Origin of the sequence: Brevibacterium renqingii, from assembly GCF_017808105.1 — a bacterium.
Classification (GTDB): domain Bacteria; phylum Actinomycetota; class Actinomycetes; order Actinomycetales; family Brevibacteriaceae; genus Brevibacterium; species Brevibacterium renqingii.
The window spans coordinates 64,808-86,077 of the sequence record NZ_JADBHF010000009.1 but is presented as its reverse complement, the minus strand read 5'-3'; the positions used below and the strand labels follow the sequence as shown (position 1 = coordinate 86,077).

General features: G+C 67.2%; 18 protein-coding genes. 12 read left to right on the top strand and 6 right to left on the bottom strand.

Annotated elements, in window-relative coordinates; all coding sequences use genetic code 11:
* Window positions 1–46: 46 nt before the first annotated feature.
* The gene (locus IHE57_RS10785; protein ID WP_209325619.1) at window positions 47–1,633 is read left to right on the top strand and encodes an HNH endonuclease; all 1,587 of its coding nucleotides are present in this window, start codon (window positions 47–49) and stop codon (window positions 1,631–1,633) included.
* Between the two features lie 89 nt (window positions 1,634–1,722).
* Window positions 1,723–2,268 carry a hypothetical protein gene (locus tag IHE57_RS10780; RefSeq protein ID WP_209325618.1) on the top strand — a complete coding sequence of 182 codons (546 nt, stop codon included), beginning with the start codon at window positions 1,723–1,725 and terminating at the stop codon, window positions 2,266–2,268.
* Between the two features lie 4 nt (window positions 2,269–2,272).
* Here IHE57_RS10780 and IHE57_RS10775 read toward each other — a convergent pair whose 3' ends face one another.
* Entirely contained in the window at window positions 2,273–4,204 is a 1,932-nt protein-coding gene (locus tag IHE57_RS10775) for an FAD-binding monooxygenase (RefSeq protein WP_209325616.1), read from the bottom strand.
* Window positions 4,205–4,305: 101 nt separating this feature from the next.
* Entirely contained in the window at window positions 4,306–5,730 is a 1,425-nt protein-coding gene (locus tag IHE57_RS10770; protein WP_209325614.1) for an MFS transporter, read from the bottom strand.
* 129 nt (window positions 5,731–5,859) lie between these two features.
* Between IHE57_RS10770 and IHE57_RS10765 the strand changes: the two genes are divergently transcribed.
* From IHE57_RS10765 to IHE57_RS10740, 6 genes are read left to right on the top strand one after another with little or no spacing between them, the layout of a single operon-like run.
* Entirely contained in the window at window positions 5,860–7,350 is a 1,491-nt protein-coding gene (locus tag IHE57_RS10765) for a fumarylacetoacetate hydrolase family protein (protein ID WP_209325612.1), read from the top strand.
* Window positions 7,347–8,063, top strand: a complete 717-nt coding sequence (locus IHE57_RS10760) for a GntR family transcriptional regulator (protein ID WP_343071895.1) — start codon at window positions 7,347–7,349, stop codon at window positions 8,061–8,063. Before IHE57_RS10765 ends, IHE57_RS10760 begins: the two co-directional genes overlap by 4 nt.
* A complete protein-coding gene (gene hpaE, locus IHE57_RS10755; RefSeq protein WP_209325608.1) occupies window positions 8,060–9,565 on the top strand; it encodes a 5-carboxymethyl-2-hydroxymuconate semialdehyde dehydrogenase in 1,506 nt (501 codons plus the stop codon). The genes IHE57_RS10760 and hpaE overlap by 4 nt, the downstream gene beginning before the upstream one ends.
* Window positions 9,566–9,618: 53 nt before the next feature.
* On the top strand, window positions 9,619–10,731 hold the full coding sequence (gene hpaD, locus IHE57_RS10750; RefSeq protein WP_209325607.1) for a 3,4-dihydroxyphenylacetate 2,3-dioxygenase: 1,113 nt from the start codon (window positions 9,619–9,621) through the stop codon (window positions 10,729–10,731).
* 33 nt (window positions 10,732–10,764) lie between these two features.
* Window positions 10,765–11,550 (top strand): fumarylacetoacetate hydrolase family protein, encoded by a 786-nt coding sequence (locus tag IHE57_RS10745; protein ID WP_209325606.1) that lies wholly within the window; start codon window positions 10,765–10,767, stop codon window positions 11,548–11,550.
* Window positions 11,535–12,323 carry an HpcH/HpaI aldolase family protein gene (locus IHE57_RS10740; RefSeq protein ID WP_209372998.1) on the top strand — a complete coding sequence of 263 codons (789 nt, stop codon included), beginning with the start codon at window positions 11,535–11,537 and terminating at the stop codon, window positions 12,321–12,323. The genes IHE57_RS10745 and IHE57_RS10740 overlap by 16 nt, the downstream gene beginning before the upstream one ends.
* 16 nt (window positions 12,324–12,339) lie before the next feature.
* On the opposite strand, the gene IHE57_RS10735 is transcribed toward IHE57_RS10740, so the two are convergent.
* Complete coding sequence (locus IHE57_RS10735; protein ID WP_209325604.1) at window positions 12,340–14,283, bottom strand: LPXTG cell wall anchor domain-containing protein; 1,944 nt, start codon at window positions 14,281–14,283, stop codon at window positions 12,340–12,342.
* A gap of 367 nt (window positions 14,284–14,650) precedes the next feature.
* Here IHE57_RS10735 and IHE57_RS10730 point away from each other — a divergent pair, with 367 nt between their 5' ends.
* Window positions 14,651–16,204: a PrsW family intramembrane metalloprotease gene (locus IHE57_RS10730; RefSeq protein WP_253720176.1), complete on the top strand. Its 1,554-nt coding sequence runs from the start codon at window positions 14,651–14,653 to the stop codon at window positions 16,202–16,204.
* A gap of 8 nt (window positions 16,205–16,212) precedes the next feature.
* Window positions 16,213–17,403, top strand: coding sequence for a MarP family serine protease (locus IHE57_RS10725; protein ID WP_209325603.1), 1,191 nt, complete (start codon window positions 16,213–16,215; stop codon window positions 17,401–17,403).
* A 23-nt stretch (window positions 17,404–17,426) separates the two neighbouring features.
* Here IHE57_RS10725 and IHE57_RS10720 read toward each other — a convergent pair whose 3' ends face one another.
* From IHE57_RS10720 to upp, 3 genes are all read right to left on the bottom strand, one after another.
* Window positions 17,427–18,368 (bottom strand): endonuclease/exonuclease/phosphatase family protein, encoded by a 942-nt coding sequence (locus IHE57_RS10720; RefSeq protein ID WP_209372996.1) that lies wholly within the window; start codon window positions 18,366–18,368, stop codon window positions 17,427–17,429.
* A 91-nt stretch (window positions 18,369–18,459) separates the two neighbouring features.
* Window positions 18,460–19,278, bottom strand: coding sequence for a winged helix-turn-helix transcriptional regulator (locus IHE57_RS10715; protein WP_209325601.1), 819 nt, complete (start codon window positions 19,276–19,278; stop codon window positions 18,460–18,462).
* Window positions 19,279–19,530: 252 nt separating this feature from the next.
* Complete coding sequence (upp, locus tag IHE57_RS10710; protein ID WP_209372994.1) at window positions 19,531–20,169, bottom strand: uracil phosphoribosyltransferase; 639 nt, start codon at window positions 20,167–20,169, stop codon at window positions 19,531–19,533.
* 72 nt (window positions 20,170–20,241) lie between these two features.
* On the opposite strand from upp, the gene IHE57_RS10705 reads away from it, so the two are divergent.
* Window positions 20,242–20,790, top strand: a complete 549-nt coding sequence (locus IHE57_RS10705) for a tRNA adenosine deaminase-associated protein (RefSeq protein WP_209372992.1) — start codon at window positions 20,242–20,244, stop codon at window positions 20,788–20,790.
* 26 nt (window positions 20,791–20,816) lie between these two features.
* Window positions 20,817–21,248 (top strand): nucleoside deaminase, encoded by a 432-nt coding sequence (locus tag IHE57_RS10700; protein WP_209325598.1) that lies wholly within the window; start codon window positions 20,817–20,819, stop codon window positions 21,246–21,248.
* Window positions 21,249–21,270: the final 22 nt, after the last annotated feature.

Here is a 21,270-nt window from a genome sequence, read left to right as displayed (position 1 = left end):
GCCTTCGGTTCTCGGCTGTGTCAGTGCCGCGCGGTACCGTCTTCATATGGACGCCGACACCGTCCGGGACCCGATGGAGAGGCCCGATCCGCTGGCCGAGATCGCTCGGTTCGGAGCCTGCCTGCGTGCGTTGCCCACCGGCGGCACCGAGGCAGAGACGCTTGCCAGGATCACTGCGCTCGAAGAACTCAGAGCCACTGTCGCGTCGGTCCAGGCCAGAGAGGCCGTGGCTTTCGAGAAGCTGCGCCGCGAACGGGACCGGACCAATGGGGTGCCCGCGCGTGAATGCGGCGTCCGCGCCGGCGATGAGGTCGGTCTGGCCAAGAGGGTCTCGCCCGGTTCGGGGCGGAAGTTCCTGAGCACGGCCCGCACGGTCGTCAACGGCATGCCCCAGACGTTCGAGGCGCTGGCGATGGGCAGGATCTCCGAGGACAAGGCGCGCATCATGGTCGAGGAGACCGCAGTGCTCCGTCCCGATGACCGCCGCAGAGTCGACTCCAGGATGAAGCGCAGTCTGGAACCGGCGGGACTGCGCAGCCTGCGCACCGAAGTGCGGGCGATGAGCTGCGAAATGGACGCCGAGGCGGCTGCGAAGCGCGCGGCGAAGGCGGCGTCGCACCGGCGGGTGAGTCTCACTCCGCTCGACGACGCCATGGGACGGGTCTCGGCGATACTGCCGATGCCGCAGGCGCTCGCCGCCTTTGAGAGCCTCAAGTCCGGAGCCGACACGATCATCGCCGGCGGCTCGGCGAACGGGCGGAACCGGCAGCAGGTCATCGCCGACACCTTCGTCGAACGACTGAGCGGACAGGCGACGGCGTCGGCCGTGCCCGCGGAGATCCATATGCTGGTCGAGGCCGAATCACTGCTCTCCGACGGAATGGTGCCCGCCTGGCTGCCCGGATACGGTCCGCTGCCTGCGAAGACGGCTCGCGAGTTCGTCACCGCGAATGAGGCGCGGGTGTTCGTCAGCAGACTCTTCGCCCGGCCCGAGGACGGACAGCTGGTGAGGATGGAAGCGCGCGGCCGGGAGTTCTCCGGCAGGCTGCGTCAGATGATCGTCTTCCGCGACGACGTGTGCCGCACCCCCTGGTGCGATGCTCCCATCAGACACGCCGATCACGCCGAATCGTACGCCGATGGCGGGCAGACCACCTGGGAGAACGGTTCGGGACTGTGTGCGGCCTGCAACTATGCGAAGGAGCATCCGGGCTGGAGGCACGATGCCACCGCTGAGGGACTGACGGTCACGACACCCGGCGGACGGACCTACGAGGTGATGACCCCGCCGGTCGTGCGCCGCATGCGCTACCCCCGCGCCGGGCCCTGCGCGGACTCCGCCGGGCCGCTGCCGCCGGCAGAGGACTGGAGGATGGTCTTCTCCCGGTTCCTCGAGCCGGAGCGACCCGGGGCCCGGGAGGAGCCCGGGCTTCCGGAACACCGGTCCAGCGAGACCGTGAGGATCGAACCGCCCGCCGAGCTTCCCCGGAAGCTTCCGCCTCGATACTGCACCCGTGCCCGACAGATCGCCGAATGGCGCAGACGCAACCGGCATCTGCGCCCCTCGGCAGACTGCCTCGCAGGCAATCCCTTCGAAGAGCAGCTGGCGCTCATGGTCTTCGGTCCCGACTGAACGGCCCCTGGCGGTGACGGTCCGGGCGGTGTCGGATCTGCAACATCACCGGAACATCCGGCACATGAGAACCGCGGAGAATCGTTCTCATGGACAGACCAGACAGTGACGGCGGTCGACGACTGAATCTCGCGGCCAGAGTGCTGCCGCTGGGCGCGGTGGCGTGCTGGATGATCACGATCGTCGTTCCCGTCCTCGACAGCGGTGACCCGGATTCGACGCGGATCCGGGTCACCTCCCTCGGCTTGTCGCCCATCGACATGAATGACCTCGACGAGGTCTACCTCCTGCTCTGGATCGTGATCCTCGCCGGTGCGGTCACGGCCTGGCTGCTCGCCGCATCCAAATGGTGGTCGGTGGCCGCGATCGTCCTCGGCACAGTGCTGTGCCTGCGACTGCTGCAGATGGTCGTCGACCCGCCGTTCCTGATCTGGGACGGGCAGACTGCAAGCGGTCTTCCCGCCGGCGGGATGGAGATCGCCTATCCGGCGCCGGGCTTCGTCTTCTGGATCCTCGGCAGTCTGTGCTTCGTCGCGGCCGGAGTCTGCGGATTGACCGCCGAAGCCCGAAAGACCCGGCACCGACGAGCACGACTCAAACGCTGCTCGAAGAAGCACCACGGCCCCGCCGCATGAGAGCTCACTTCACAGGGGCGAAGACTCCGGCGAAGAACTCACCGATCTCGGCATGTGCCTCGAGCGGGAAGATGCCGGACACGTACTGGTCGGGTCGCACGACGACGACGGCGCCGTCACGGCTGATCCCGCGCGCGGCGAAGATGTCCTCATCGGGCAGGGCGGCATAGATCTTCTCCACGTACTCGAGGCCGAAGGCACCCACGTGCGGGCGGAAGACGGTCGGCACATCGGGGAACGAGAACTCCTTGTGCTCCTGCTGGTAGACCACGCTGAGCTCGATGAGGGCGTCGAGGTCCTCACCCTCCCGCCGATAGGCCACCAGCGGGGAGGCCGGATCGGATTCGAGCCACGACGCCAGGGCCTCGACCTTCGACCTGGCGGTTCCGGCGTCGCCCTCACCGGAAGTCGGCGCGGCGCGATCCGCGAAGACGTACATGCGCCAGCGACCGTCGGCCCTGGCCTCATGACCGAGGTGGATGAAGTTCGCATCGCAGCTGCGCTGGACGCGTGCGGACTTGAACCGTCTGCCGATCGGGAACCCGTCGGCCAGGTCCTGATGCTTCGAGGATGTCGTGATCATCGACTCTGTGTACTCGGTCATGAAGCCGGCGGGGAACTCGGCGGTCTTGACGTAGAAGTCCTCGAGGTAAGCCTTGTCGGGAAGCTCCTCCTGCGGGGTCGCCATGAGCGTCGACCATTCCTTGTCGAAGTCGATGAGGTTCTTCGCCGTCACCTGACGCTCGGCAGAATAGGTCCGCAGCAGCTCCGTCGACGACCGGCCCGAGACGACCTGACCGAGCTTCCATGCGATGTTGAACCCGTCCTGCATCGACACATTCATGCCCTGCCCGGCCTTCGCCGAATGCGTGTGGCAGGCGTCGCCGGTGATGAACACCCGAGGGCAGGAGGAGCCCGGGTCGGTCTCGTCGGTGTCGTCGAAGGCATCGGTGAGACGATGTCCGACCTCGTAGACCGAATGCCAGGCCACGTTCTTCACATCGAGGCTGTAGGGCGCGATGATCGCGTTCGCCCGGCGGATGATCTCGTCGATGCTCGTCTGCCGCACCTGGCGCGCGTCGTCCTCGGGAACCTCGCCGAGGTCGACGTACATGCGGAACAGGTGTCCTCCCTCGCGGGGGATGTGGAGGATGTTGCCGTGCTTCGAGGAGATCGCACACTTCGTTCGGATATCGGGGAAGTCCGAATTCGCGAGCACATCCATCACGCCCCAGGCGTGGTTGGCCTGGTCACCGGTCATCGTGCGACCGATGGACGAACGCACCTTCGAGCGGGCTCCATCGCATCCGACGACGTAGCCGGCCCGGATGATGCGCTCCTCGCCGGCGCGCTCACCGGCGGTGTAGCGGACTGTGACGGAGACCGGATGATCCGTCGCGGGGGAGTCCGCGGCACCGCTGTCGACGGCGAGGTCGACGAATTCGATGCCGTAGTCGGGAGTGATCCGGCCCGGGGACTGGACGGCGAACTGGGCGAAGTAGTCGAGAACCCGAGCCTGGTTGACGATGAGGTGCGGGAACTCGCTGATTCCGTGTTCGTCGTCCTTGGGCCGACCAGTGCGGATGATGTGCTCGGGGTTCTCCGGGTCCGGATTCCAGAACGACATCTCCGTGATGTGGTAGCCCTCGCGCATGATCTCCTCGGCGAAGCCGAACGCCTGAAAGGTCTCGACCGAACGGGCCTGGATCCCATCGGCCTGACCGATGACCAGGCGGGAACCGCGCTTCTCGATCATCCGGGCATTGACCTCGGGATACTGCGAGAGCTGGGCGGCCGCGATCATCCCGGCGGGTCCGCTGCCGACGATGAGGACATCGACCTCATCGGGCAGGTCCTGGCTGCGATCGATTCCGTACCCGGCGGCCTCTTCGATCCGCGGGTCAGCGGACACGTAGCCGTTCTGATGGAAATGCATGTCAACCTCCGGTTCATGACACGTCGTCGTGATACTCGAATACTAACAGTTCATATACGATCCGATGATCCGGTGGTGGTCCCGGTCACCGTTGTCGCAGGTCATTCGCGCGCGGTCGCCTCGACGCTGTGCTTGTCCGGACCGCGGTGCTTGTCCTGTCCGCGGCGCTCGACGTCGTCGCGGTGCTTGGAGCGGATCCCGATGACCGGGCTGACCGCCTGCTCGTCCTCATGGTCGGGGCCGAGCGGAATCCCGGTGCGATCGCGCAGGACCGAGGTTGCCGCCAGGGCGAGCACGGCCACGACTGCCAGGTACAGGGCCACCGAGGCCGTCGTGCCGGTCGCCGACACCAGGCCCTTCGCGATGGTCGGGGCGAAGGCCCCGCCGAGGATCGAGCCGATGGCGTAGGAGACCGAGACTCCGGAGAAGCGGACGCTGGAGGGGAAGAGCTCGGCGTACATCGCCGGCTGCTGGCCGTAGGTGAAACCGAGCCCGACGGTGAGGACGATGAGCCCCAGCAGGAGCATTCCGGCGCTGCCGGTGTTGACCAGCGGGAACAGGGCGACGATGCCGATGAGCAGGAAGGCCCAGCCGAGGAGATAGCAGTTCTTGCGCCCGACCCGGTCCGAGACGGCACCGGCGATGATCGTGAAGACCAGCCAGGACACCGCCGAGGCGGCCACGGCCCACAGCACGGGACCGCGCTCGAGGCCGATGGGGCCGGCGGGATCCGTGGCGTAGTTCTGGATGTAGCCGCCGGTGGTCATGTATCCGGCCGCGTTGTTGCCCATGAAGACCAGCGAGGCGAGGACGACGAGCAGCCAATGGCTCTTGAACAGCTTGCCCAGCGGGTTCGTCACCTGCTCCTTGCGTTCGGCGATCTCGTGGAAGACCGGGGACTCCTCGACGCCCCGACGGATCCAATAGCCGACGAAGACGAGCACGACGGAGAGGTAGAAAGGCACCCGCCAGCCCCATTCGAGGAAGGCATCGCCCGGGGCGATCGAGGTCATCAGCGCCAGCACTCCCGAGGACAGGAGCAGGCCGATCGAGACGCCGATCTGCGGGAAGGAGCCGCGCAGCCCGCGGGACTTCTCGTCCGCATGCTCGACTGCGAGCAGAACCGCTCCGCCCCATTCGCCTCCGGCCGAGATCCCCTGGACGATGCGCAGGGCGATGAGCAGGATCGGGGCGAGGACGCCTGCCGATTCGTAGGTCGGCAGGAAGCCGATGAGCGCCGTGGCCGCACCCATGGCGATGAGGGTGATGATGAGGACCACCCGGCGGCCGAGCTTGTCGCCGTAGTGTCCGGCGAGGAAGGCGCCGAGCGGCCGGAAGAGGAAACTGATGCCGACGGTCGCGAAGGCGACCATGGTCGACAGCGTCGAGCCGAGCGGGCCGAAGAAGAGTTCGTTGAAGATCAGTCCCGAGGCCGCCGCGTAGAGGAAGTAGTCGTACCATTCGATACTCGTGCCGACGACGGTCGCGAACGCCACTCGGGTCTGGGTGTGCTTCTGTGCTGCCATGACTTCTGTGTCCTGTCGTGCATGTGCGGTGTCTGCCGGACACCTTCGCTGTGTCCTGGATTACTTGTCCTCGGGAACCGTATCATATACGATCTCTCGTGAAGCCAATCGAAGTGAGGTGTGAGATCGATGTCGACTCCAGCTGGTGTTCCCGCCCGTCCGGGCAAGATCATTGCCGTGCATGTGGCCTACGAATCGCGCGCGGCCCAGCGCGGGAAGCGTCCTGCACAGCCGTCCTACTTCCTCAAGGCCAGCAGCTCTGCGGCCGCGACGGGGGAGACGATCGAACGGCCCGCCGGGACCTCGCTGCTCGCCTTCGAGGGAGAGATCGCCGTCGTCATCGGCACTGCCGCCCGGAACATCACCGAGGCGCAGGCCTGGTCCCATGTGGCCGGTGTGACCGCGTCCAACGACTTCGGCCTCTATGACATGAAGACCCCGGACAAGGGGTCGAACGTGCGCTCGAAGAGCCGCGACGGTTACACCCCGCTCGGTCCCGAGCTCATCCCCGCCGCCGAGGCGGATCCCGAATCCCTGCGCATCCGCACCTGGGTCAACGGCGCAGTCGTCCAGGACGACGGAACGAGCGCCCAGCAGCTCATCTTCAGTCTGCCGCGGATCGTCGCCGATCTCAGCCAGCACCTCACCCTCGAACCCGGTGACGTGATCCTCACCGGCACGCCCGCCGGATCCTCGGTCGTCGTCCCCGGCGACACGGTCGAGGTCGAGGTCACGGCCACCTCGGCGCGGGAAGGCACCCAGCTGAGCTCCGGGCGGCTGAAGACGACCGTGGTCGAGGGACCCGGCGACTTCGACGCCGAGCTCGGCAGCCTTCCGAGCATCGACGAGGCGCTGAGCGCCGACGCCTGGGGATCGCGCGAAGCCGCCGGTCTGCCGCCCGCGGACGAGGAGGCCCCGGTCGGCCCCGCGCTGGACGCAGGGATCGTCGCCAAGCTCGAAGAAGCCCCGACCGCGGGCCTGTCCGCCCAGCTGCGCGCTCGCGGGCTGAACAATGTCGTCATCGAGGGCGTCGCACCGCTGAAGCCGGGAGCGAAGATCGTCGGCACCGCGAAGACGCTGCGCTTCGTGCCCAACCGTGAGGACCTGTTCAGATCTCACGGCGGCGGCTTCAACGCCCAGAAGCGGGCCTTCGACTCGATCAGGCCTGGGGAAGTCGTCGTCATCGAGGCCCGCGGCGAATCGGGTTCTGGCACACTCGGCGACATCCTCGCCCTGCGTGCGAAGTCACTGGGTGCCGCCGGCGTCATCACCGACGGAGGGGTCCGCGACTCCGCCGAGGTGGCCGGCATCCTGCCCGTGTTCGCCACCGCCAAGAACCCCGCGGTGCTCGGCAGACGGCACGTGCCCTGGGAAGCGGACGTGGCCGTGGCCTGCGGCAACGCCACCGTCCTGCCCGGAGACGTGATCGTCGCCGACGATGACGGTGCCATCGTCATCCCCCGCGATCTCGTCGAGGAGGTCGTCGATGCGGCCCTGGCGAAGGAGACCGAGGACGGCTGGGTGGCCGAGCAGGTCGCGGCCGGTCACCCCATCGAAGGACTCTTCCCGCCCAAGGGCGAATGGAAGGCGAAGTTCGAGGACTGGAAGGCCTCACGGTGAGCACCGAGACCTCCGCACCCGTCGCCGACAGTGCGACGCCGGCGGCCTCACTGAGCAAGGCCGAAACCGCCTACCGGTGGATCCGCGAACGCGTCGCCGACCAGACCTACGAGCCCGGGCACAAGCTCGTCCTCGCCCAGATCGCGCTCGAACTCGACACCTCGGTGGTGCCGGTGCGCGAGGCCATCCGCCGGCTCGAGGCCGACGGGCTCGTGACCTTCGAACGCAATGTCGGGGCGCGGGTGGCCATGGTCGACCAGGGCTCCTACGCCCAGTCGATGGAGACCGTTGCGATCCTCGAAGGGGCTGCCATGGCGCAGGCCCGCGACCACCTCGGCGCGGCCGACCTCGAGGAGGCGGAGGCGATCAACGATCGGATGCGGGAACTGCTGAGCGACTTCGACGCCGCTGCGTTCACCCGACTCAACCACGAGTTCCACGAGACGCTGTTCCGCAGATGCCCGAACGAGCGGCTGCGCACTCTCGTCGGGCTCGAATGGGACCGGCTCTCCCACCTGCGGGACTCGACGTTCTCCTTCGTGCCCGAACGAGCTCTGGAATCGGTCGACGAACACTCCCGCATCGTCGCGCTCATCCGGGCCCGTGCCTCGGCGCAGGAGATCGAGAGCGCCGTGCGCGAACACCGCTCGGCCACACTGCACAGCTACCAGAACGCCCAATCGACCACAGTTTCAGGAAAGGACAGGTCATGACATCGTCCACCACCCCGCCGGCCAGCGTGCCGGAGAAGATCCGCCACTACATCAACGGCGAATTCGTCGATTCGATCGACGGCGAGGAATTCGACGTCCTCAACCCGGTGACGAACGAGCCCTACATCAAGGCGGCCTCGGGCAGGAAGGCCGATATCGAGGCGGCAGTCGCCTCGGCGAAGGCGGCCTTCGACGAAGGCCCCTGGCCGACGATGCTGCCGCGTGAGCGTGCCCGCATCCTGAACCGGATCGCCGACATCGTCGAGTCCCGCAAGGACGAGCTCGCCGCGATGGAGTCCTTCGACTCCGGTCTGCCGATCACCCAGGCCAAGGGCCAGGCGGCCCGTGCTGCGGAGAACTTCCGCTTCTTCGCCGACCTCATCGTCGCCCAGGTCGACGACGCCTTCAAGGTGCCCGGCCGACAGGCGAACTACGTCAACCGCAAGCCGATCGGCGTGGCCGGGCTCATCACCCCCTGGAACACCCCGTTCATGCTCGAGTCGTGGAAGCTGGGCCCGGCGATCGCGACCGGCAACACCGTCGTGCTCAAGCCTGCCGAGTTCACTCCGCTCTCGGCGTCCCTGTGGCCCGGCATCTTCGAAGAAGCCGGTCTGCCCCAGGGCGTGTTCAACATGGTCAACGGCTTCGGCGAAGAGGGGTTCGCCGGCGACTCCCTGGTCAAGCACCCCGATGTTCCGCTCATCTCCTTCACCGGAGAGTCGAAGACGGGCCAGACGATCTTCGCCAACGCCGCACCGTGGCTCAAGGGCCTGTCGATGGAGCTCGGCGGCAAGTCACCGGCCGTGGTCTTCGCCGATGCAGACCTCGATGCCGCCGTCAATGCCACCATCTTCGGCGTCTTCTCGCTCAACGGGGAACGCTGCACCGCGGGTTCGCGCATCCTCGTCGAGGAGTCGATCTACGACGAGTTCGTCGAGCGCTACGCCGCCCAGGCCAAGCGTGTGAAGGTCGGTCTGCCCTCCGAGGAGTCCACCGAGGTGGCCGCGCTCGTCCATCCCGAGCACTATGAGAAGGTCATGTCCTACGTCGAGATCGGCAAGACCGAGGCCCGCCTCGTCGCCGGCGGCGGACGTCCCGAGGGCTTCGAGACCGGCAACTTCATCGAACCGACCGTCTTCGCCGACGTGAAGCCCGATGCCCGGATCTTCCAGGAGGAGATCTTCGGTCCCGTCGTCGCCATCACTCCCTTCTCCTCCGACGAGGAGGCCCTCGAGCTGGCGAACGACACGAAGTACGGCCTCGCCGCCTACATCTGGACCTCGGACCTCAAGCGGGCGCACAACTTCTCGCAGGCAGTCGAGTCGGGAATGGTGTGGCTGAACTCGAATAACGTCCGCGACCTGCGCACCCCCTTCGGCGGAGTCAAGGCCTCGGGCCTCGGCCACGAGGGCGGCTATCGCTCGATCGACTTCTACACGGAACAGCAGTCCGTGCACATCAACCTCGGCGAGGTCCACAACCCGGTCTTCGGCAAGCAGTGAGCGCATCCGCCGCCCCACATTCCTTCGAATCACTGACCCTTTAAGGAAAACCCATGTCCACTGCCATCCCAATCCCGTCCGTTCCCGCTCCGGATGTCCTGCGCTGCGCGTATATGGAACTCGTCGTCACCGATCTGAAGAAGTCGCGTGACTTCTACGTCGACGTGCTCGACCTCCAGGTGACCGAGGAGGACGAGAACGTCGTCTATCTGCGGTCGATGGAGGAGTTCATCCACCACAACCTCGTGCTGCGGCAGGGTCCGGTGGCCGCGGCCGCGGCGTTCTCCTACCGGGTCCGCACCCCGGAGGACGTCGACCGCGCCGAGGCGTACTACCGTGAGCTCGGCTGCGAGGTCCGGCGCAGCAAGGACGGGTTCGTGCGCGGCATCGGCGATTCGGTGCGCGTGCAGGACCCGCTGGGCTTCCCCTACGAATTCTTCTACGACGTCGAGCACGTCGAGCGTCTGGCCTGGCGCTACGACCTGTACTCGCCGGGAGCGCTCGTCCGCCTCGACCACTTCAACCAGGTCACTCCGGATGTGCCGAAGGCCGTGGACTACATGGAGAAGCTCGGCTTCCGCGTGACCGAGGACATCCAGGACTCCGAGGGCACCGTCTACGCGGCGTGGATGCGTCGCAAACCGACCGTCCACGACACGGCGATGACCGGAGGCGACGGGCCGCGCATGCACCATGTCGCCTTCGCGACCCACGAGAAGCACAACATCCTCGCCATCTGCGACAAGCTCGGTGCACTGCGGCTGTCGGACTCGATCGAACGCGGACCCGGACGCCACGGCGTCTCGAATGCCTTCTACCTCTACCTGCGCGACCCGGACGGTCACCGCATCGAGATCTACACCCAGGACTACTACACCGGCGACCCGGACAATCCGCGGGTGACCTGGGACGTTCATGACAATCAGCGCCGTGACTGGTGGGGCAATCCGGTCGTGCCCTCCTGGTACACGGACGCCTCGCTCGTCCTCGACCTCGACGGAGTCCCGATGCCGGTTGTCGAACGCACCGATGACTCCGAGATGGAGGTCACCATCGGCGCCGACGGGTTCTCCTACACCCGTCGCGAGGACGCGGACTCGAGATTCGGTGCGCACTCGGGCGCCGATGACGGTGAGGACGAGTTCAAGCTCGGTCACCAGCTGTGATCCGAGTCGTTGACTTCGAAGAGAGGACTGATGATGCTCGATGAGGCAACGATCGCGGCCATCGCCGACGATCTCGCTCAGGCGGAGAGGACCGGCGAGAAGATCGGTCTGCTCACCGCGAAGCACCCGGACATGACCGTCGAGGACTCCTATGCGGTGCAGAACGAATGGCGCCGGCGCGGTGAGGCGGCAGGACGCCGACTGTACGGGCACAAGATCGGCCTGACCTCGAAGCCGATGCAGCAGGCCACGGGCATCTCCGAACCCGACTACGGCGCGATCTTCGCCGATCAGGTCTATGACACCGGCTCCGTCATCGACCACTCCCAGTTCTCGGGAGTGCGCATCGAGGTCGAACTCGCCTTCGTCCTGCGCGAGGAGCTGCGCGGGCCCGATGTCAGCCTCTTCGACGTCCTCCGGGCCACCGAGTACGTGGTTCCCGCGCTCGAGGTCCTGTCCTCGCGCATCGAGATGGAAGGACGCACGATCGTCGACACCATCTCGGACAATGCGGCACTGGGCGGGATGGTCCTCGGCGGCCGTCCGGTCGCAGTCGATGCCGTGGACCTGCGCCGGGTGAATGCGCTGCTCTACCGCAATGAGGCGATCGAGGACTCAGGGGTCGCGGCCGCCGTGCTCGACCATCCGGCTCGGGGCATCGTGTGGCTGGCGAACAAACTCGCCGAACACGGCGATGTGCTCAAAGCGGGGGAGACGGTGCTGGCCGGGTCGTTCACCCGCCCCATGTGGGTATATCCCGGCGACACCGTCCATGCCGACTACGGAGAGTTGGGAGTCATCTCATGCCGCTTCGCCTAGAACTTCCGCAGACCTTCGCCGACCGGGTGGCGGCCCTCGACGAGGGCCGGCACCTGGCCGGGATGTGGGTGTGCTCGGGTTCGCCCGTGGCCGCCGAGATCGCTGCGGTCTCCGGGATGCAGTGGGTGCTCATCGACGCCGAGCATTCACCGATCGGGCTCGAAACGGTGACGTCACTGCTGCGGGCGATGAACGGGTATCCGGCCACGCCGGTGGTGCGGGTGCCGGTCAATGATCAGGTGCTGATCAAGCAGCACCTCGATCTCGGTGCTCAGAATCTGCTGGTGCCGATGGTCGATACGAAATCCGACGCCGAGGCGGCCGTGGCCGCCGTCCGTTATCCCCCCAGGGGCGTGCGCGGGGTCGGTTCGGCCCTGGCCCGGGCATCACGGTGGAATGCCGTGGACGGCTACCTGTCCCGGGCCGAGGAGTTCGTGTCCCTGACAGTGCAGATCGAATCGGCGACCGCCGTCGACAATGCCGCTGAGATCGCTGCTGTCGACGGGATCGATCAGGTCTTCGTCGGCCCCTCGGACCTGGCCGCGTCGATGGGTCTGCTCGGCCAGCAGACGCATCCGGACGTCACGGACGCCGTGGCCAGGACCTTCGAGGCGGTGCGAGCGGCGGGCAAGCCCGTCGGCGTCAACGCCTTCGATCCGGAGCAGGCTCGGAAGTACCTTGCCGCGGGGGCGTCGTTCGTCCTCGTCGGCGCCGATGTCGGCCTGATGATGAACGGTGCCCGCGCCTGGGCGAAGGAATGGGTGCAGGACTGAGCCCGCGGCCTCGTGTTCAGCGCTCCTCACGGCGTCGTCCCGTGATGAGGAGGACGGTCGTGCCGAGTCCGACGAGGACGATGCCCAAACCGATGAGCACGCCGTTGCCCGTGGTGCCGGTGCGCGGCAGCTCGGCAGGCGCAGCCGGGGCTGCGGGAGTCTCGGCGACCGGTTCGGCCGCTGGGGGCTGCATGCCCTCCGGCTGTTCCGGGGCTTCGGGCTCCTCGGGCGGCGTGCTCGGCTGTTCCGGCGGGTTCGGCGGCGTGCTCGGCTCCTCCGGTTTCTCCGGCGGAGCCGGAGGCGTGCTCGGCTTCTCCTCTGGAGGCCGGTGCACCGTCTCGGCCGGAACTCCCCAGTCGCTCGTCCATGCCTCATTGACATCGCTGCCGGCGATGGCCGTCACATAGGTCACCCAGCCGAGGGGCATGTCGATCGGTTCGGTGCTGATCTCGGCGCGACCGTCGGCGTCGGCGACGACGGTGTAGTCCTGTGCGGACAGCTCCTCACCCTGCGGTTCCGACGACTGCTCGGGTTCGGTCGTCGAATGGTAGGCGGTCACGGTGAGCACGGCTTCGGAACCAGGGCGCAGTCCGGTCACGGCCACCTCGTCGTGGGTGGATGTCCCTTCGAGCACGGCCTCGGTGTCGGCTTTCGGGGTCCAGGGAACGAACCCGGTCTCTCGGGGCTGGCCGTGGATGCCTCTCCATTCCTTCGTCGACTTGTCACCGGCGATGGTCTCGGTGAAGTAGAGCCAACCGCGGAAATCCTCGGGCACCGTGATCTCCCCGGATGTGTGGGTACCGTTGCCGACGTCCCTCGAAGTCACTGAGCCGATGGCGCGGGCATCATCGTTCTGCGTGCCGAGCTTCGGCTGGGTGGCCGTCTGCCACAGGGTGTGCTCGACGGTGACCGTGTGATCGCCGATGAGACCGGAGACGGTGAACTCGTCGGTCACAGCTGTGCCGGGAGCCGGTGTCTGGTCGGAGATCTCGGTGGTCACCTTCGGCTGGGAACTCAGTTCGAGAGCCGCCTCGTCCGTGACCTCGGCGGGACTGTCCGGGGTGATGACCCGCTGCACACGAGTGCCCTTCGTCGGTTCGAAGAGGCGCACGGCCTCCGGGGCGACCTTCGCGGATGCGGTGACCGACAGTGTGCCGGGAGCGCTCGCCTGCAGCGTCGTGGTGACGGGCTCGTCTCCGGTGGTCAGGGTCTTCGGGGAGTCCTGCGCACCATCGGTGGAGAGTGTGATGGGGATGTCGGGAACCTGTGCTCCGGAGGCACTGGTCAGCGAGATCGTCAGCGTCGCCTCATCGGTGGGGGTGCCGAGGATCTTGCCCTTGTCGGTATCAGACTTCTCGGAGTCAGGAGAAGAGGCGGACTCCGCGGCGGCGTAGGGTTCGAGCACGGGCATCTGCAGGACCGGTTCGAGGTTGATATCAAGCGTATACGGGCCTGCGTACTTCTTCGCCTTCGCCAGGATCGTCGAGTGCTGCTTCGCGGCACCAGCGAACTTCTCGCCCAGATCGGCCGGCTTCTGCGGCGGCACCTGATGGTCGTGGGGGAGTGCTCTGTCGAGACGCGCCATGGCACTGAGCGCCGCCTGCACGTCCTTCGAGTCAGAATCCGCATATTCGTGCAGCGCCCAGGCCGTGCGGGGCGAGGTGATCCGTTCCGCCTCGGCACCTGGGAAGTGCTTCGACAGCGGAGACTTCTTCCCCGCATCGATGCAGTAGGCCCAGGTGTCGGGGAAGGTCCGATAGGAGCCGTACCATGTCTTGCCTGCCTTCGCGTGGTGCCAGATGCCCGGACCATAGGCGTTCGGTGCCGAGAGCACCGGCACCTCTCCGAGACCGACAGGCGGGCCCGCAGCCAGGGCCGGACCCAGCCCGAGCAGCGAGGCGATTGTGAGGACGGTGAGGAGCAGTGCGGTGCGCAGCGATGCGAGTCTGAAAGCAGTCATGCGTCGATTCGACACGGAGCGCATTGCCGAGGGCCAGGGGCATCGCAGTGCCTGTGGAAAGCGGTTCGGGGGTCCACAGGAAACCGCGTGCGAGTCGGCGAGGTCGAGTTCGGCGCCGGGAAGGCGAGTGGGTGGGAGATCCGGAGGCGTCCGGCAGTCTGCGTACTTCGAGATCCCCTCGAGACGGCCACTGGTCACTTCGTCGTCCACAGCCGAATACGCCCGAGTCGGACGCCCGGCGGGCTTCCGAAGACGGTGTCAGTCGGCTGAAGTGTTGCTGGACGGATACATCAACGGGCCCCTGCCGGCGGTGTTCGACCCTAAACTTGGAGGAGCGGTACTTTCCCCAACTGAAGAAGGACGATCTATGTCGGCACAGAACGGTCCCGGCTCGCAGGGGCCGAACCAGCCCGGGCCGTGGCGCCCCCAGCCGCCTCGAGTGCAGGATCCGCAGGGAATGCCGCCGCAGGGGCAGGTGCCGCCGCAGCAGCAGAACAATGACCGCTTCCGGCCACGCCCTCAGCCCCAGGGCGCGCCACCCGTCCAGGGCCCACCGCCGATGCAGGGCCAGCCGGTGATGCAGGGCCAGCCGGTGATGCAGGGCCAGCCGGTGACGCAGGGCCAGCCGGTGATGCCCGGGCAGGTTCCCATGCAGGCCCGTGTCTACGCGCAGCCGCGATTCGCTCCGACCGTCACCCAGGAGATGCGCATCCGAGCCGGGATGCAGGCGCCTGCGCAGGTGGTGACCGAGACCCCGTGGACGGGGGCGGTGCGACAGTCCCAGCCGCAGACCGAGCCCGATTCGACCGGAAACATCGTCCGGCTCGTCATCGCCATCGTCGTCCTCGTCGGCCTCGTCGCAGGCCTGCTCATCCTCGCCCTCATCGGAGGAATCGCCTTCGGTGTGCGCCTGTTCGCGCTCATCGGACTCTCGGCGATCCCGCTCATCGGCATCATCGCCTACGTGCTGTGGCTCGATCGCTGGAAGCCGCAGCCGAAGCTCCTCTTGGGCATCTGCCTCCTCTGGGGCGCCGTCGCCGCCGTCATCCTCACACTCGTCTTCTCCTTCGTCAGCGACGTCGCGCTCTACATGGTCGGCATCAACGGGGTTCCCAATGTCATCGGGGCGATCTTCCAGGCCCCGGTCGTCGAGGAGTCGACGAAGACCGTCCTCCTCGTCGTCATCGTCCTCGCAGCTCGGCGCTTCTTCGAGGGGCCTCTCGACGGCCTCGTCTACGGTTCTCTCATCGGTGCGGGGTTCGCCTTCACGGAGAACATCCTCTACCTCGGCGGGGCCTGGAACGAGCAGCAGGTCGACGGGCTGATCGAGATCTTCATCCTGCGCTGCCTCTGCGCTCCGCTGCTGCACACGACGTTCTCGACCTGTGCCGGTGTGACCATCGGCTTCGCCGCACGCAAATGGCCCTGGTGGTCGCTGATCCTCATGTGGCTGCCCGGCCTCCTCGTGGGCATGGGTCTGCACAGCTTCTGGAACGGCTCGATGACTCTGCTCGGAGCCTTCCCCGAGATCGTCAATCGGATCGGCCTCATAGCCTTCAGCCTCATCTTCTCCGCCGCCTGGGTGGCCCTCGGCCTCGTCCTGCGCCGCAGCGAGCGGATGCACACGCAGAACATGCTCGGCGACTATGCGAACTCCGGATGGCTCACCCACGCCGAGGTCGACATGCTCGGCACTTGGAAAGGACGGAAGAACGGCCGCAGATGGGCCCATTCCTTCCCCGGTGGCAAGGAGGAGATGCGCACCATGATCCGCCTCTCGGGCAGGCTGTCGACCACCCGCATGCGCGTGCTCGCCGGCATCGGCGGCGAGCAGGAGCGCAAGATCGAGAGGACAGAGCTCAAGCAGTTCTCCGACGCCCGCGATCGGCTGCTGGCCGCATCCAGACGCCCGGCTCGGTAATCCTGCCCGTGACCGTCGTCGACATCCTCCTCATCGCCCTGGGCATCGGCGCGCTGTTCGCCGGCTTCCGTCAGGGACTCATCACCGGCCTGGGCACGGCCGCGGGCTTCGTCGTCGGGTGGATCCTCGGGCGCCTGCTCTCGCCGCTGGTCGAATCGCTGAGCGAGGGCACGACCGCGATGGAGAATCCCGGTGTGCTCATGCTTCTCGCTTCGATGCCGCTGGTCCTCAGCGTCCTCTTCGCCTTCGCCGGAAGCGGCATCGGAGCGTGGATCAAACGCTCGATGGACTCCGATCTGGGGCAGGGTCTCGACGCCGTCGGCGGCACCATCACCGCCGGCATCGTATATGTCCTCGTCGTCTGGCTCGCCGCCGGTTTCGTCCGCACCACTCCGCTGGTCGAACCGAATCGATGGGTCGCCGACTCAGCGGTCATCGCGGCCATCGACCGGACCATCCCCTATTCCTCGCAGACGGCCCTCGGCGGTCTGGCGAAGGGGCTGAGCGCCACCGGATTCCCTCAGGTGTTCTCCGGACAACCCGAACAGATCCGCGGAGTCGGCGAACCGGACGAGGCCATGGTCGACGTCGGTCGCGGTGCCGAGGACTCGGTCGTCAAGATCACGACCACGGCCACCACCTGCCCCGCCGGTTCGGAAGGCTCCGGCTTCGTCTTCCGCGACGGGCTCGTCGCCACGAACGCCCACGTGGTGGCAGGATCGTCCGAACTCGCCGTCCAGGTCGCAGGCAGAGGACGGCCGTACTCCGCAGAGGTGGTCGGGTTCGACGCCGAGGCGGACGTGGCCGTGCTCCGTGTCCCCGAGCTCGAGGCCCCTGCCCTCGACTTCGGCGACGGGCTCGGCCCCGGTGACGACTCCGTGGTCGTCGGCTTCCCGGCCAACGGGCCCTACACGATCTCACCGGCGCGCGTGAGAGAGAAGATCAACGCCCGCGGGCTCGACATCTACGATTCGAACCCGGTCGTCCGTGAGGTCTATTCGGTGCGCGGCATCGTCCGCGAAGGCAATTCGGGCGGACCGCTCCTCGACGCCGAGGGCGATGTCGTCGGCATGATCTTCGCGCGGTCGGCCACCGATGGTGAGACCGGTTATGCGCTGACTCGGGCCGAGATCGCCGATGAGCTCGAGGCCGGGGCGAACAGCCGCACTCCGCAGCCGACGGGGCAGTGCACGAACTGAGCCGGTCCGTGAACCGGGCCGGCCTACTCGAGGTCGAGTCCGACGAGCACGGCTCGGTGGTCGCTCGACCCTCGGTCGAGCACCTCGTCCGAGGCGGCGTCGAATCCACGGTAGAGGACGTGGTCGAGCCGGGTCACGGGGAATTGGGCCGGCCAGGTGAAGCCGAAGCCGCCTCGGGCCTGCTCGCGCGAGTCCTCGAGCGGGGGAACCAGAGTCGAGAGGTTGTTGTCGGTCGAGGCCGTATTGAAGTCACCCGCGACGATGACATGGTCGGCATCGTCGGTCTCCACCGCAGTCGCCAGGCGCCGCAGCGCGGCGTTGCGCATCGATTCGTGGCCCGGGCGCACGGACGGCATATGCACCGAGTAGAAGCGGATGTCGCCGTGGTCGGTCGAGATCGTCGTCGCGAACGCGCGCGGCCACTGCAGGCCGAGGTCGATCTCCTCGGGGTCGGACATCGGCCATTTCGACCACACTCCGATGGTGTCGACGACCTGGGAGTGCGTGAATGCGGAGTCGAGCTCCTTGTGGATGATCTTGCCGGACAGGGACTCGAGTTCCTGGATCGTGACGATGTCGGGATCGTGGTCGACGAGGTTCTGCGCCGCGGCCGTCGGCTGCGGCATCCTCGCCCCCACATTGTGGGTGGCCACGGTCAGGTCCGCCTCGCCGGAGTTCTCGTTCGGCAGCAGCGCGGGCCCGAACATGCCCGCCCACACGAGAGCGGGGACGAGGAACCCGATGGCCGACAGCCACGAGAAGCGGATGAGGAACATGAGCAGCACGAGCGCGAGGAAGACTCCCGTCCACGGCAGAACCGATTCGACGATGAGCGCGATGCCCATCCTCGTCGGGAGCAGACTGTGGAGGAGCAGGAACGCCGCATAGAGGATCCCGAAGATCAATGCGGTGATGCCCTTCGCGGGGCTGTGCCGTCTGCGCGCTGGTGAATATGCCTGGTTCATCGATCAATGATCATAACCGGGAAGTCTGGTTCCACGCTGGGTGGGCAGTGCGATGCGGCCCACAGTCTGGGTGCGCGGGGGCGAGAGGGCCTCATCCGCGCGCGGTGGCGCTCCACACGGTGACGTCCGGGTGCGTGTCGTAGCGATAGCCCGAACCCCTCATCGTCCGCACGACCGAGGCATATTCGCCGAGGCGGCGGCGCAGGCGGCGGATGTGCACGTCCACGGTGCGTTCGTCGGGCACCTCACCGCCGGACCAGACGGCGCTGATGAGCTCCTCGCGGGGCAGGGTCTCGTCGGCGCGGGAGACGAGGGTGGCGAGCAGGTCGAATTCCTTCGTGGTGACATCCACGAGCTCACCGTCGATGCGGACCTCCCGGCGGGGGATGTCGATGCGCAGACGTTCGCCGGCGGCACGAGTGTAGACATCGCCGGCCCGGCCGCCGAAACCGCGCGGCGCGGGCGCCGCCGGGGCAGCGTCCTCGCGCAGGGTCGGCGGGTGGATGCGGTTGGGAATCCGGGAGCGCACGGGCCCGTGTGTGGCGGCCGGGGCGCCGGTCGCGGCGGGCGAACCGGTGGCCACGGCACGGACGGCATCGATGTCGCTGCCCCGGCCTTCCGGAGCCAGGGCGATGACGGCCTGGGTCTCGGCCTGGCTGGCCAGCTCCTTCGCATAGGCCTGCAGCTCACCGGCGATGGCGGAGAGATTCGTGCCGTCGGCGGCGGCTTTCGACTCGTCGAGTCCGATGTAGACGATGATGCCGCGAGCGGCCTTCGGTGAGGGGACGACGCCGGCAGGGCCGTAGGTGTGCGGGGCGTTCTGCGGGTCGACTGCGCTCAACCTGGCTCCTGCGCGACGGGTGGCCACTGCGCTGCGTGGATGGATGTAGGCGGGTTCGGGATTCGTCATGGCTGTCCTTTGCTCCGACCGTCAGGTCGATATGACTGAATGAGTCCGCTGCTTCTGGGTGCGTGTACTCGTTCGAGGCCGGACAGCGGGAGGGTGATCACCGACCGCGAACGCAAGGCATACACATGGCTGCCGCAGGCATTCGCATCGGGTCGATCACTGAAGTCATGGCTTCATTATTTGTCACACAGCAGATCGCCTGCAATGGAACGGGCGAAAATGAGACGATTGTGACGAAATATGACGAAGTGCTCAGTCGACGATCCCGTACATCCGATCCCCGGCATCGCCGAGCCCGGGCACGATGTAGCCCTTCTCGTTGAGCTTCTCGTCCAGGGCCGCAGTATAGATCTTGACCTCGGCGGAGTCGCTGTAGTCGCGTTCGATGCGCTGCACGCCTTCAGGTGCGGAGACGAGGCAGACGGCGGTGACGTCGCGGGCCCCGCGGGCGAGCAGGAAGTCGATGGCCATAGCCAGGGTGCCGCCCGTGGCGAGCATCGGGTCGACGACGAAGATCTGCCGGCCCGTGAGGTCGTCGGGCAGCCGATCGGCGTAGGCGGTGGGTTCGAACGTGGTCTCATCGCGGACCATGCCGAGGAAGCCCACCTCGGCGGTGGGGAGGATGCGCAGCATCCCGTCGAGCATGCCCAGCCCGGCGCGCAGGATCGGGACCACGATGGGGCGCGGTTCGGCGATCCGGGTGCCGGTGAAGCGTGAGACCGGGGTCGAGATCTCCTTGTCCTCGACCGCGACCGAACGAGTGGCCTCGTAGGCCAGCAGCATGACGAGCTCTTCGGTGAGCTGGCGGAAGCGGGCGGAGTCCGTGTTCCGATCGCGCAGGGCGCTGAGTTTGTGGGCGATGAGCGGGTGATCGGCTGCGTGAAGATGCATACCCAAATGGTACGGGAGAACTCCTCGCCGCCGGCAGTGGTCAATGCGGGCGGGAGAGTTCACAATGGAGGCATGTCGTACTTCACTGAGATCCTGGCCGACTCCGGCGACGGCTTCCGAGCAATCGACGGCGACGTCGGCGACGCGAACGACCTCGACGACCTGGTCGATATGATGCGCAACTCCGGGGGCGACGCAGGCGAAGCGGTCGCCGTCATCGAGCACGAGGACGAGTGGTTCGGCCTCGTGCGCCTGTGCGAGAACAACGAGGTCAAGGTCTTCCTCTCCGACCTCGCCGCGGTCGAGGCGAGTCCGTTCGCGGAGATGTTCGCCGACCTCCTCGACTCCCGCCCAGACGCCTATGAGGCCGAGCCCGAAGAGGACTTCGGCATCGAGGAGGACGAGGCCGAGGACGACGATGAGGACGACGACGAGGTCGAGATGCTCGAATTCGACCTCGATGCCGAATGGGGCGGGGACGCCGACATCTTCGCCGATCGGGGAGTGCCCGCGTCCGCACTCATCGAGCAGGTCGAGCAGCACCGATCCGACCCGGCCCGCGTCGTCGCCCACGTCGGTGAGACCGTGGGCTTCGCCGACCAGCTCGAGGCGGCGCGCTGACCGCGGATCCGACGTACGCGGAATGGATGGGCCTGGCCCTCGCCGAGGCGGCTCTCGCGCCCGCTCATGACGATGTTCCCGTCGGGGCCGTGATCGTCGACGGGGCCGGCGCGGTGATCGGGCGCGGGCACAACCGCCGGGAGGTCGATGCCGATCCGCTCGGCCACGCGGAGCTCATGGCGATCTCCGCCGCTGCGGAGGCGCTCGGACGCTGGCGCCTCGACGACTGCACCCTCGTCGTCACCTTGGAGCCCTGCGCGATGTGCGCCGGCGCGCTCGTCGGCTCCCGCATCGCCCGTGTCGTCTTCGGGGCCTTCGACGACAAGGCAGGCGCCGTGGGGTCGATCTGGGACCTGCTCCGCGATCGCGCCGCACTCCACCACCCCGAGGTCACCTCCGGGGTGAGAGCGGGGGAGGGGCGGGAGCTGCTGCGGGAGTTCTTCGCCTCCCGACGGTGAGTTTCGCGGTCCCCGGCAGAGG